Origin of the sequence: Alteribacter salitolerans, from assembly GCF_016901055.1 — a bacterium.
Lineage (GTDB): Bacteria > Bacillota > Bacilli > Bacillales > Salisediminibacteriaceae > Alteribacter > Alteribacter keqinensis.
Genome location: NZ_JAFEUX010000001.1, coordinates 165,989 through 179,185 on the forward strand (window position 1 = coordinate 165,989; position 13,197 = coordinate 179,185).

General features: G+C 44.5%; 11 protein-coding genes. All 11 read left to right on the top strand.

The annotated features are described in order from the left end of the window. Positions 1-106 precede the first annotated feature (106 nt). The 11 genes from tkt to JSY36_RS00855 all read left to right on the top strand — a co-directional run bounded on the left by tkt (position 107) and on the right by JSY36_RS00855 (position 13,189). Positions 107-2,104, top strand: coding sequence for a transketolase (gene tkt, locus JSY36_RS00805; protein ID WP_205164845.1), 1,998 nt, complete (start codon positions 107-109; stop codon positions 2,102-2,104). A 154-nt stretch (positions 2,105-2,258) separates the two neighbouring features. Continuing rightward, on the top strand, positions 2,259-2,708 hold the full coding sequence (gene sirA, locus JSY36_RS00810) for a sporulation inhibitor of replication protein SirA (RefSeq protein ID WP_205164846.1): 450 nt from the start codon (positions 2,259-2,261) through the stop codon (positions 2,706-2,708). A gap of 145 nt (positions 2,709-2,853) precedes the next feature. Next, complete coding sequence (locus JSY36_RS00815; protein ID WP_110517864.1) at positions 2,854-3,063, top strand: YneF family protein; 210 nt, start codon at positions 2,854-2,856, stop codon at positions 3,061-3,063. 253 nt (positions 3,064-3,316) lie between these two features. Then, entirely contained in the window at positions 3,317-4,837 is a 1,521-nt protein-coding gene (gene dacB / locus JSY36_RS00820) for a D-alanyl-D-alanine carboxypeptidase/D-alanyl-D-alanine endopeptidase (protein ID WP_205164847.1), read from the top strand. 593 nt (positions 4,838-5,430) lie between these two features. After that, entirely contained in the window at positions 5,431-6,129 is a 699-nt protein-coding gene (locus tag JSY36_RS00825) for a response regulator (RefSeq protein ID WP_205164848.1), read from the top strand. Position 6,130: 1 nt separating this feature from the next. Continuing rightward, positions 6,131-7,489: a sensor histidine kinase gene (locus JSY36_RS00830; protein WP_205164849.1), complete on the top strand. Its 1,359-nt coding sequence runs from the start codon at positions 6,131-6,133 to the stop codon at positions 7,487-7,489. Then, positions 7,486-8,199 (top strand): PepSY domain-containing protein, encoded by a 714-nt coding sequence (locus JSY36_RS00835; RefSeq protein ID WP_205164850.1) that lies wholly within the window; start codon positions 7,486-7,488, stop codon positions 8,197-8,199. Before JSY36_RS00830 ends, JSY36_RS00835 begins: the two co-directional genes overlap by 4 nt. 104 nt (positions 8,200-8,303) lie before the next feature. After that, positions 8,304-8,942 (top strand): PepSY domain-containing protein, encoded by a 639-nt coding sequence (locus JSY36_RS00840; protein ID WP_205164851.1) that lies wholly within the window; start codon positions 8,304-8,306, stop codon positions 8,940-8,942. Positions 8,943-9,161: 219 nt separating this feature from the next. Continuing rightward, positions 9,162-10,919, top strand: a complete 1,758-nt coding sequence (locus JSY36_RS00845) for an ABC transporter transmembrane domain-containing protein (protein ID WP_205164852.1) — start codon at positions 9,162-9,164, stop codon at positions 10,917-10,919. Continuing rightward, positions 10,916-12,709, top strand: coding sequence for an ABC transporter ATP-binding protein (locus JSY36_RS00850; protein ID WP_205164853.1), 1,794 nt, complete (start codon positions 10,916-10,918; stop codon positions 12,707-12,709). Before JSY36_RS00845 ends, JSY36_RS00850 begins: the two co-directional genes overlap by 4 nt. A gap of 27 nt (positions 12,710-12,736) precedes the next feature. Then, entirely contained in the window at positions 12,737-13,189 is a 453-nt protein-coding gene (locus JSY36_RS00855) for an SRPBCC family protein (RefSeq protein WP_122896994.1), read from the top strand. The last annotated feature ends 8 nt before the right edge of the window (positions 13,190-13,197 follow it).

Below are 13,197 nucleotides of genomic sequence, written 5' to 3' on the forward strand. Positions count from 1 at the left end.
GGGTTTAAATCCCCTTTCCTGTTCATTAAATGGTTGTTTATTCCCGTTGGAAGGTATATCATGAGAAATGAAGTCGACAAGAATTGATAAGAGAGGATGATCGTGCATGTCTACGAATGTGGAAAACCTTTCCATCAGCACTATTCGTACGCTCGCAATCGACAGTATCGAAAAAGCAAATTCCGGACACCCTGGAATGCCAATGGGTGCTGCTCCGATGGCGTATACGCTATTTTCAAATTACATGAATCATAACCCCAAAAACCCTGAATGGTTTAACCGGGACCGCTTTGTATTGTCTGCAGGACACGGATCCATGCTGCTATACAGCCTTTTACACCTGCACGGTTACGATGTATCAATGGAAGACTTAAAAGAATTCCGCCAATGGGGATCGAAAACACCAGGTCACCCTGAATACGGCCATACTCCGGGTGTAGACGCGACGACAGGTCCATTGGGACAAGGACTTGCAATGGCAACAGGAATGGCTATGGCAGAAAGACACCTTGCTGCAACCTACAACCGTGACAACTATAATGTTGTTGATCATTATACATATGCCATCTGCGGTGATGGTGACTTAATGGAAGGGGTTTCTGCAGAGTCTGCATCCCTTGCAGGGCACCTGAAGCTCGGTCGCTTGATCGTTCTTTATGATTCCAACGATATCTCACTTGACGGTGACCTTGACAAATCATTCACCGAGAGCGTTGAAGACCGGTATAAGGCCTACGGCTGGCAGGTTATCCGTGTAGAGGACGGAAATAACCTTGATGAAATCAACCGCGCTATTGAGTCGGCTAAAGAAGACGAGCGTCCTACAATGATAGAAGTAAAAACAACAATCGGTTACGGCTCACCGAATAAGAGTGGTAAATCTGCTTCCCACGGGGCTCCACTTGGTGAAGACGAAGCCAAACTTACAAAAGATTACTATAAGTGGACGTTTGAAAAAGACTTCCACGTTCCCGATGAAGTCCGTGATCATTACAAAACCCTTGCTGAACACGGAGCTGAAAAAGAACAGCAGTGGAATGACCTCTTTGAAGGGTACAAAGAAGCCTACCCTGAACTTGCAAAAGAGCTTAAGCATGCTATGAGCGGTGAACTTCCGGAAGGTTGGGACAAAGACGTTCCGGTTTACCAGGTGGGAGATAAGCTTGCCACACGTGCATCCGGTGGTGAAGTGATCAATGGAATCGGTAAAAACGTCCGTTACCTGTTTGGGGGATCGGCTGACCTTGCATCATCCAACAAAACGATGCTGAATGGAGTAGAGGACTTCACAAGCGAAAACTACAGCGGCCGCAATATCTGGTTTGGTGTACGTGAATTTGCTATGGCTGCAGCGGTAAATGGTATGGCTCTTCACGGGGGCGTGAAACCGTATGCTGCAACATTCTTTGTGTTTTCCGACTACCTCCGTCCTGCTGTACGTTTAAGTGCCCTGATGCAGGTTCCTGTAACATACGTATTTACACATGACAGCATCGCTGTAGGAGAAGACGGCCCGACCCATGAACCGATTGAACAGCTTCCGGCAATGCGTGCGATTCCAGGCCTTTCTGTCATCCGTCCGGCTGACGGCAATGAAACGGCTGCAGCTTACAAGCTCGCAATGGAAAGCAAAAATGTTCCTACTGCACTCATCCTGACAAGACAAGGTCTGCCTACCCTTGAAGGGACTGACCAGAAAGCTTATGAAGGCGTTAAAAAAGGTGCTTACGTTGTTTCTGAAGCAAACGGCGACATTGATGGTGTACTTCTTGCCACCGGTTCTGAAGTTTCCCTTGCTGTAGAAGCACAAAAAGCCCTTGAAAAAGAAGGCCTGTTCGTTTCTGTCGTAAGCATGCCAAGCTGGGACCGCTTTGAACAGCAGTCAGCTGAGTACAAAAAATCGGTTATCCCAACGGATGTTAAACCGCGTCTTGCCATCGAAATGGCAGCAAACCTCGGCTGGGAGCGCTACACAGGAGACGGCGGATCCGTTCTTGCCATCGATGGGTTCGGTGCCTCAGCGCCTGGAGACCGCATTATGGAAGAATACGGATTTACTGTGGAAAACGTAGTATCCAACTTTAAGCAGCTGCTTGAAAGATAAATATCGTTTGCCCTGCGGCGCAATAGTGCCGCAGGGCTTTTTTTATGCATTCGACAAAAACAGTGCTGTTTTTCTTCAAATACTGACAAATACTGTACAGGCTTTCGGGTAGGATAGGAAAAAGACCTTTATTTTAAAGTTAGGGGGAGAGCCTGTGCGAACTTATGAAATCTATCTTATAAATGAAGAAGTTGCATTCATTTATTACGGTTTTGAAGGAAAGCTGTTTCATTTGTTTAAAGAACATCACGAAGCTGTGACTCCTCTGAAAGATATAACGAAACGTCAGGTTTCATATATACAAAAGCCCTATGACTATCTTGAACTGAATGCCTGGCTCATCCGCCGGTTTAACAATCAAAAAGGATACAAAAATGAAAGATGGGTCCACACTTTCATTTCAGATAATGAAGAAAGCCAGGCGGTCCTTACTGTTCAAAAAGAGAAACTGACAATAAAATCTCGTGGAACATTTGAAGCTGAAACCCGATTTTTTGACACGTTAAAAGAGTTTGATGATTTTTTTCTTGCGGTCGATTACGACCGGGAAAAATACGGATGGCTCCGTCCCCTGAAGAGTCTCAGAATTGTGGAACAGGGCTGACAGACTGAATATTTATAACAGGATTTCTTTTACATTCTCTTTCATTGTCCCCCTCATTACGTTATAATAAATGAGGTTCCATAGGAGTTCGGATAAAGACGAGTGATATGGAAGACAACATAGAGAGAAGGAGGATCACCGTTTTATGTGGGTAAATATTTTAATCGGTGTTTTAAGCTTACTGGGCGGAATCGCAATCGGCTTCTTTATTGCAAGACAATACATGATGAGCTATATGAAAAAGAATCCGCCAATTAATGAAAAAATGCTTCGTGTAATGATGATGCAGATGGGGATGAACCCATCCCAGAAGAAGATTAATCAGATGATGAAAGCGATGCAGAACCAGAAGTAGCCTTCATTATATAAGGATGCTTTTTCTTTACTTTATAAACGAAATGGAAACCACTACGATCTTTTTAAAGAAGTAGTGGTTTTTTTGCGTAAAAAAGAAAACATAAGTACTAATAATAAGAAAAATAAAGGAAGTCTATTGATCGATTTTTCATTGTCTATTTTCCTAATTTTCAAATAATAATAGAAACTGGGTCAATGATTCCATTAAAATGATACGTGTATCGAAATAAATGGGGGAAAAGGGGTATTTGATGAAAAAAGTCAGTCAAAAGGCAACGTTAATCATGGTTATGTTGCTGTTCGTTCTGGGTGCAGCTCATTTCACAACGGCAGAGATGGATGGGGATCTGACTGCCGAACAGGAACTGGCAAAGGACCTGCATACGATTTTGCAGGATGAACGTCTTGACCATGCAGTTGCAGGGGTTCATGTTAGATCAGCAGAAAGCGGAGTAGAGCTTTTTTCTTTTAACGGAGGAACGAGTCTCGTTCCCGCATCGGGACAAAAGCTCTTGGCAGGGGCTGCCGCTTTGGATCGTCTTGGTCCGGAGCACACGTTTAACACAGAAGTCTTAACAAATGGTGAGCAGCGAGGAGCTGTCTTACAAGGTGATCTCTTCATTAAAGGAGAAGGGGATCCGACGATTCTTCCTGCAGATTATGAACAGATGGCCGGGGAAATTGCAGAGATGGGTATTAAAAACATTCACGGTAATATTGTGGCGGATGATACGTATTTTGATGACATGCGATTAAGTCTGGATTTATCGTGGTTTAATCAACGGCGTCACACTGGAGCACAAGTATCGGCCTTAAGCTTTGCGCCGGATGCGTCACTGTTATCCGATGCAGCCCTTGACCGGTACAATACGGCTTCGGTTTACATTGAAATTCATCCGGGTGAAAACCCTGGTGATCCTGCAAAAGTACAGGTTACACCGGAAACGGATGCGATTACGATTCGAAACGACATTGAAACGGTTGAATCCGGCGGAACCAGGGCCTTTGACTGGGGAAGAGAGCACGGTACAAATGAGATCTTTTTTGAAGGAACGCTGCCTGTAGATGGAGCCCGCATTACGCAGTACGTAGCCGTATGGGAACCGACAGAAGTGGTTTTGAATCTTTTTAATCAGGCTCTTGAGGAAAATGGTGTCCAAGTTCACGGGGATCTCACATTGGGAGAAACACCTTCAAATGCACAAGCGTTGACGAGTCATCATTCAATGTCACTTACAGAAATGATGTATCCTTATATGAAACTCAGTCAGAACAATCATTCTGAACATTTAACGAAAACGATAGGAAAAGAAGTTTTGGGAGAGGGAACGTGGAATAACGGGCTCAGTGTGGTAGAAGAGTATCTGGAACGTGCAGGTGTTGATACTTCAACTGTCCAGCTTCGGGACGGCTCAGGCATGTCACACTTAAACAAAATTCCTCCCCGGGAGATGACCCAGCTTTTGTTCGACGTTCAGACAGAAGATTGGTTTGATTTGTATTATGATTCCCTGCCGGTTGCAGGTATGGACGATCACATGGAAGGAGGCACACTGCGTCTTCGCATGAGAGGTACGGCTGCAGAAGGTAACGCCCACGCTAAAACCGGAACGATTACTTCCAAAACATCACTTTCGGGTTATGTGAAGACAAAAGATGATGAACAACTTGCCTTTTCTATTATTCTCAACAATTTCATCGGCTCATCACCGACGTCTGTTGAAGACGCCATAGTGGTCCGTCTCGCAGAGTTTTCAAGAGGTCTGGAATAAAAACAAAAAAGAGGCTGGGACATAAAGAAAGTGTTTAGCTGAGAATCCGAACAATACGCGAACATAGCGGATGAAATATACGTAGACTCCTGCGGAATGAAAAGCAAAGGTGAGACCCCGCAGTGCGCAGCACGAGGAGGCTCACCCGCTTTCCGCGGAAAGCGGAGTATATTTCAGGAGCGATTTATTTGCACCGCATGTTATTTGTTCGGATTCTCGTTGATTAAAACACTTCTGTCCCAGCCTCTTTCTTGTTTTTTTTCCATGGATTTTTGCCAATTTCACTTCCTTTAGAGTACAGTTGTTAACAATGTTGACTGCAACGAATGCGCGACACTCCTGCTGGAGCAACGATCAGTTACACCGCGAATAAGCTGTATATGGCTTTGACGCCCATATCTGTGTAGCGTTACTGGTAGAGGAAAAACCAGGCATAAACCTTCAGGAGGTTCACCGGCGCCCCCGCTGCAATGAGGGAAAATCAACACCTGAGTTTAACAAAACCGAAAAGAAAAAGCGTTTCTCATCATTCTCTCATTTTTTTCGTGTACACTATAAAAAAATAACACCTCTCAGATGAGGAGCTGATCCTGGTGGAACAAATCCGAATTTTAATTATAGAAGACGAAGCAAATATCGCCCGGGTTATTAAGCTTGAGCTTGAATATGAAGGCTATACTGTAGAGATAAAAGAAGACGGACGATCCGGATGGGAAGCCATTCAAAAAGAAGAATGGGATCTCATACTTCTGGACGTGATGATTCCCCATATAAGCGGAATCGAAGTGCTCAGGAGGCTGAGGGCTGGTGATAATCAGACGCCTGTTATTATGCTGACGGCAAGAGATGCCATCGTCGATAAAGTCACCGGTCTCGATCAGGGTGCAAATGACTATGTCACAAAGCCATTTGAAATTGAGGAACTCCTGGCAAGAATCCGTGCCTGCCTGAGATCGGCCGCAGGTAAAAAAGATCAGAAAGATGATGATACCCTGCTTACTTTTCTGGACTTGTCTGTAAATACAAAAACGAGAGAAGTAAAGCGGAACGGCAATCAAATTGAGCTTACACCCCGGGAATATGACCTGCTTGTTTACTTGCTTGAACATCCGAAGCAGGTTCTTACAAGAGAGCAGATTTTAGAAAAGGTCTGGGGGTTTGATTATTTCGGTGAAACCAATGTTGTGGATGTGTATATAAGGTACCTGAGGCAAAAAACAGATAAACCATTTGAAACACAGCTCATCCATACCATACGGGGAGTAGGGTATGTAATGAAGGAGTTGAAATAAAATGAAACTCTCTCATCGCATTACACTCTATTCCACAGTTACACTTCTCGTTTTGCTTCTGATAGTCAATACCAGCATCTATTTTCTCTTTCACCATTACACAATGAATGCAGAGCTTGACAGGGCTATGAGTCAGGCGAGGACTGTGGTTGAAGCCATGCAGACGACTGGTAACAACGAGGATGATGCAGGGGCGTTTATCGGTGCTTCTGTACCTGAGGGCGGTATGATCAGGGTTGTCCGGGAAAATAGTGAAACCCCGATTGCCGTGACTAAAAATATAGAATTGAACGGGATCAGTCCTGAGTTTTCCCCACGGGAAACGACAGAGGACATCACGTTTAATGAGCAGGCATACGCCAGTGCAAGAAGCCCGGTTATCTGGACGGATGGATCCATTGCCTCCCTTGAGCTCATTGCACCTATGAATACCTATGAAGAAACGCTGGGTATTCTCCGGGTTATTTTACTCATTTCATCAATTGTCATCTTAATTCCTTCTTTCTTTGCAGCGAGGGCGTTAAGCCGTTTTATTCTTCTTCCGGTTCAAAATCTTGTGCAGACGATGAACCAGATAAGGGAAGAGGGAAGCTTTAAGAAGATTGATATCGATGAACGGGCAAAAGATGAACTTGCCATGATGGGACATTCATTTAATCATATGATTGATCTGTTAAAGAAAAATTTTGATAAACAAAAACAGTTTGTCTCTGATGCTTCTCATGAATTAAAAACCCCTCTGACGGTTATCTGCAGCTATGCACGGCTGTTGAAAAGGTGGGGAATGGAGCGTCCTGAGGTGCTGGAGGAGGCAGTAAACGCCATTGATTCAGAATCCCGCAGGATGAAAGAGATGACAAATCAGATGCTTGCCCTCGCGTCAGGAGAAACAGAGGAGACGCTGCAGGTGATGAACGTTGATTTGTGCAGACTGACTTCGGAAATTGCGAAAAAGCTCGGCACTGCTTATCAAAGACAAGTAGATGTTCAATGCTCCGAAGAAGCCGTTATAAATGGAGATGAAGGAAAGCTTAACCAGCTTCTCTTTATTTTAATAGACAACGGATTAAAGTACAGTGAAGAGGGTCTGACGGTTAATGTAAAAAAAGTGGACGGCAGTCAGCATGTTGAAGTCCGGGATTTCGGGATCGGTATCCCGGAAGAGGATCTGCACTCTGTTTTTGAACGCTTTTTCAGAGTCGATAAAGCAAGAACGCGGAAAACTGGGGGGACAGGGCTTGGCCTCTCGATCGCCATGGCCATCGCCAAAAGTCACAAAGGAACAATTAAAGTTGAAAGTGAGGAAGGAAAAGGGTCTGTGTTTACTCTTATCCTTCCTGAGGAAGGACTGAGATTATGAAAAAAAACGTAATAGCAGCATTAACCGTCATTTTGATTCTAATCGCAGGAACGGTAATTTATACAAATATGAAGGCAAGTGCAAACCTGTCTGAAGACGCAATTGGCGACATGCTTGAAGAACGGTACGATGGTGAAGTAAAGGAGATCAGATCCGGTAACGAACAGGGAGAAGATATTTACCAGGTTGAGCTGGCTGCACGTGAGGGAACGTATTATATCGTTGTTTTAGCTGAAACAGGCGAAATCCTTGAGATGGAACTGCTTGAACATAATGAAGACGGTGAAGGCAAAGACCGGCAGACCCTTACGGTTGAAGAAATCAGTGAGCGGGTACTGGATTCTGTCGATGGAGACGCGACGATCCTTGAAGTTGAACAGCGTGAAGAAGAAGGGCGTGCGATTTACCACGTGACGGTGGATCAGGAAGGTGGAACAGGTACGTTTGAGCTTGATGCCGTAAGCGGGGAAGTGCTTTTGTATACACAGGAAGAAGATGAACCTGAACAGCAGGAGCCTATTTCTGAAGATGAAGCGATCGAAATTGCTCTCCGTGAATTCCAGGGTGAAGTGGATGACGTCGACCTTGAACAGAAAGACGGACGCCTTGTATATGATATTGAGATTGAAAATGACGACACAGACGTTGAGGCAGACATTATTATCGATGCCTACACGGGTGAGGTGATTTCGGTTACGTTTGATGATTAATAAATCCTCTTCTATTTCTCATCGTTTTCTCATTTTTGTCTAAGGGTTCTATCATCTTCCTTGGCTATAGTGTAAGTAACAACAAAACAAGGAGGAACACAGAAATGAAAAAACTCTCAGTCGTTTTAACAAGTATTTTTGTAATCGGAGGCACATCCGCTCTGGCCATGGCCAACTCAAATGAAGGTTCAGTCAATACAGTGGACTTGGATTCTTCATTCGAAACAGAAGCAGAAGAAACAACAGAAGAACAAAAAGACCAAAACAGCAAAAAACAAAACAGTAAAGAGCAGCTCACTAAAAATGACGCCGTTGCTATTGTGAAAGAACGATTTGAAAATGCAAAAATCGATGAAGTGGAGCTTGAAAAGGAAAAGGGTAAACTCGTGTATGAAGTTGAAATTGATTATAAAGGCGAAGACGGCGATGTTTATGTAGACGCTGTAACCGGGGAGATTGTTAAGGTTGATTCTGATCTGAAAAAAGCGGAGAACAGACAGTCTGAAGGCAAAAATGATAACAAATCAAGTGACCACGAGCAAAATGAAGAGAAAATTTCTTCTGAAAAAGCCGGAGAAATCGCCCTTGCCCACATTGGAGAAGGATACATTGATGATATCGAGCTCGAAAAGAAAAAAGGAAAGCTAATGTATGAAGTTGAAATTGAATATGGAAATGACAAAGAAGTTGAAGTATACCTTGATGCCTATACAGGTGAGGTGTTGTTTACAGAGCATGACTAATCAATGAATACGTATCAGAAGCCGGTCTGTGAGGGAGTCCCCTTATGGACCGGCTTTTTCTTACGCTCAGCCTGAAAAGACACCTGAATTTCTTTTTTATCATTCAGGCATATCCGTCTGGTCAATTTTTTACTTTTCCACTATTTTCATATCTGATATGATAAACATGGGTTTTTATCGTTGGAAAAATCTGAATAGAACAAAACCGGGGTGTGTCACGTGAAAGTATTTATTGATTTACTATGGTATTTTAAGAGAGAAAAGTGGCAGTACGGTGGAGGGATTCTGGTCCTTGCTGTTGTTTCATTTTTAAGCCTGATCCCCCCTTATACGGTCGGTGTGATCGTGGACCATATCAACAACAACACCCTTACTGAGCAGATTCTGATGCAGTGGATGCTCACGCTTGGCGGCCTGGCCATTGTTATTTATATTCTCCGTTATTTGTGGAGAATCCTGATTTTCGGGTCTGCCATAAAGCTGGCCAGGCTTCTCAGAAATAACCTGTACGACCATTTTTCGAAAATGGCCACTTCTTTTTATCACCGAAAACGGACAGGGGATCTGATGGCTCATTCTACAAATGATATCAGAGCCATTGAACAGACAGCGGGAGCAGGGGTCCTCACCCTGGTCGACTCTCTTACAATGGGCGGCTTTGTAATCATTACCATGGCTGTGACCATCAGCTGGGAATTGACGCTCATTGCCCTTATTCCCATGCCTTTAATGGCATATGCTACGAGCAAGTACGGTTCCCTGCTCCACACCCGTTTCGGAAAAGCGCAGGCGGCCTTTTCTTCCTTAAACGATAAAGTACAGGAGAGCATGTCAGGTATTCGTGTGACAAAAGCCTTCGGATATGAGGATCACGAAGTGGAGGCATTCAGGGAAAAATCAGCTGAAGTAGTAAAGCGGAATGTATCCGTTGCCCGTATCGACGCTTTATTCGATCCGACCATTTCCGTCATTGTAGGCCTGTCCTTTTTCCTGTCAGTTGCATTTGGAGCAGGGTTCGTTGTAAGTGGCGACATTACAATCGGGCAGCTCACAAGTTTTACTGTTTATCTGGGTCTGTTAATCTGGCCGATGCTCGCATTCGGATGGCTGTTTAATATTGTTGAACGGGGAAGGGCCTCCTATGACCGTGTATCAAGTCTTTTAAATGAAAAACAGGATGTATCTGACGAGCCCGGAGCCGTTGACGAGCCTCCGACAGGCAGCATTGACTTTGAGATTGAACGCTTTACATATGAAAATGCTGAAGAACCGAGCCTCGAGAACATTCGTTTCACTTCCGAAAAGGGTCAGACGATCGGAATTGCGGGCAGGACGGGGAGCGGTAAAACGACACTTGTAAAAGCGCTCATGCGTGAATTTAATTTAGCGGACGGTGAGATCCGTTTTGGCGGGAAAAAAACTGAAGCGTATACACTGGATGCTCTCAGAACTTCGTTTGGGTATGTGCCGCAGGATCATTTTTTATTTTCAGCCACCATTGCGGATAATATCAGCTTTGCATGTCCGGATGCATCCTACAGTGACATTATTAAAGCCGCAAAGCTCGCGTCTATCCATGAAGACATCGTCAGGTTTGAAGAAGGTTATGAAACAGTTGTAGGGGAACGGGGAGTGACATTATCAGGAGGGCAGAAACAGAGAATCAGTATTGCAAGGGCTCTGCTTATGAATCCTGAAGTCCTGATCCTGGATGACAGCCTCTCTGCGGTGGATGCAAAAACGGAAGAAGCCATACTCGAGTCTTTGAGAAGTGTAAGGAAAGGAAAAACCACCTTTATTACCGCTCACAGACTCAGTGCCATCAATCATGCTGATCTGATCATTGTCATGGACCGGGGGCGGATTGCAGAACGGGGAACCCATACAGAACTGATGAAGAGTGATGGCTGGTACAGGCGCATGTATGAACACCAGCAACTGGAATCACTCATTGAAAAAGGAGGGCACTCTTCATGAAAGACAGACATGCATACCTCCTTGAACCGTTAAAACAAAGCCTGGTGTTTAAACGTCTCCTTGCCTATGCAAAGCCTCATTGGAAATGGCTCACAGTTGCTTTTATCCTTTTGGTCGGGGGGACAGGAGCTGAAATTCTCGGACCTATTCTTGTGAAGATTTTCATTGATGACTACCTTACCCAGGGGATTTTTGATACACAGCCCCTTGTCCTGCTTGCGGCAGGCTACCTGGGCCTGCATTTTTCTGCAGCAATTATGAACTATGCACAGCTCCTTATGTTTCAAAAGGTTGCACTTGGCATCATCCAGGAGCTCCGGATTGATGTATTTAAAAAAGTAGAAAAACTGGGACTTTCCTTCTTTGACCAGTTCCCGGGCGGAGGACTTGTATCACGTATTACCAATGACACAGAGCAGGTAAAGGAACTGTATGTAAGTGTGATGGCTGTCTTTGTACAGAACATTGTTTTTCTCATTGGTGTATTTTTTGCCATGTTCTACTTAAACGTCCAATTGGCATTATTCTGCCTGTTCATCCTGCCGTTCCTTGTGGTCATCATGCAGCTGTACCGGAAGTTCAGTTCCAGGTACTATGCCGAGATGAGTGAAAAGCTCAGTCAGTTAAATGCCCGGTTAAATGAATCCATCCAGGGAATGGCGATCATTCAGGTCTTTCGCCAGGAGCGAAGGATGAACCGTGAATTCCAGGAAATTAACCAGAAGCATCACGAGGCATGGTATAAAAGTATAAAGCTTGACGGGCTTCTTCTAAGGCCTGCGGTAGATGTGATTTCAATTCTTGCTCTGGTCATGGTTCTCAGCTACTTCGGCATCGTATCTCTGAACAGTCCGGTGGAGATCGGTGTCCTGTACGCCTTTGTTAACTACCTCGACCGTTTTTTTGAACCTGTTAACCAGATGATGCAGCGGCTCTCTATTTTCCAGCAGGCTCTCATTTCCGCAGGAAGAGTGTTTAGGCTCATGGATCACGATGAGCTTGCACCGGGGAAAACAGGGACTGACAGCCCGGGCATTTCCCGAGGTGTGGTAGAGTTTAAAGATGTCACGTTCTCCTATGACGGGAAACAGGATGTGTTGAAGAATATCAGTTTTAAAGTGAAAGAAGGAGGAACACTGGCTCTTGTCGGTCATACGGGCAGTGGAAAAAGTTCGATTATTAATCTTCTGATGCGCTTTTATACGCCCGGGAAGGGTGAGATACTAATAGACGGCCACAGCCTTACTACGTTCGAAGACAAAGAACTGAGGGAAAAAACCGGACTTGTCCTGCAGGATCCTTTCTTGTTTTTCGGGGACATCAGACATAATATTAAATTGTATGATGACAGGATTTCGGAGGCCGACGTCATAGACGCAGCAAGATTTGTGCATGCCGACTCCTTTATTGACCGGATGCCACAAGGCTATGATTCTCCGGTAGGTGAAAGGGGATCGACGTTCTCAAGCGGACAAAGGCAGCTCTTATCCTTTGCAAGAACGATGGCTAAAAAGCCGAAAATCCTCATTCTTGATGAAGCAACAGCAAGTGTGGATACAGAAACGGAAACTGAAATTCAAAAGGCACTGGAAAAGATGAGACTGGGACGGACGACCATCGCCATTGCCCACCGCCTGTCGACAATCAAAGATGCGGACCACATTCTTGTACTCCATCAGGGTGAAATTGTTGAAAGAGGTACTCACGACTCCCTGTTAAAAGAAGAAGGGCTCTATCATAAAATGTATCTCTTGCAACAAGGAGTACAAAAACTTGAAAATCCTCTTTAATTGAAAAAATAAAGGAGCTGAGGTTCATTGGCGGATTTAAAAGAAGAAGTGATGATTGACCGGCCGCTGGAAGAAGTTTTTTCGTATGCAAGTAACCTTGAGAACAGCACAGACGTTTTAGCCAACGTAGTAGAAGTAAACAAGCTCACGGAGGGACCTGTAAGAGAAGGTACCCAATTTGAAGAAATTCGCGAGTTCCGCAACCGCAAAGTCGGTGCTGTACTCGAAGTCGTGAAGTATCAAGCGCCGAACCTATACTCGATTAAAAGTGTTAATAAAGGGCTTGAAGTTGTTTACCATTATGTTTTTGAAGACAAAGGCAGTCAGACCAGGGTAAGGTTCACGGGTGAAGTTACGGCGACGAAGCTTTCAATGAAGCTGATGAGGCCTTTGATGGTGAAGATGCTGAAGAAAGAAGATGGTGAGCATCTGATTAGTTTAAAGAGAGCAATAGAAGAGCAATATGACACTGAAAGTTGACAAAGAAT

Bases quoted from the DNA above. Each gene is read 5' to 3' on its own strand.
- JSY36_RS00835 (WP_205164850.1), top strand. From the start codon at position 7,486: ATGAAAAAAAACGTAATAGCAGCATTAACCGTCATTTTGATTCTAATC.
- JSY36_RS00815 (WP_110517864.1), top strand. From the start codon at position 2,854: ATGTGGGTAAATATTTTAATCGGTGTTTTAAGCTTACTGGGCGGAATC.
- tkt (WP_205164845.1), top strand. From the start codon at position 107: ATGTCTACGAATGTGGAAAACCTTTCCATCAGCACTATTCGTACGCTC.
- JSY36_RS00850 (WP_205164853.1), top strand. From the start codon at position 10,916: ATGAAAGACAGACATGCATACCTCCTTGAACCGTTAAAACAAAGCCTG.
- JSY36_RS00830 (WP_205164849.1), top strand. From the start codon at position 6,131: ATGAAACTCTCTCATCGCATTACACTCTATTCCACAGTTACACTTCTC.
- dacB (WP_205164847.1), top strand. From the start codon at position 3,317: ATGAAAAAAGTCAGTCAAAAGGCAACGTTAATCATGGTTATGTTGCTG.
- JSY36_RS00840 (WP_205164851.1), top strand. From the start codon at position 8,304: ATGAAAAAACTCTCAGTCGTTTTAACAAGTATTTTTGTAATCGGAGGC.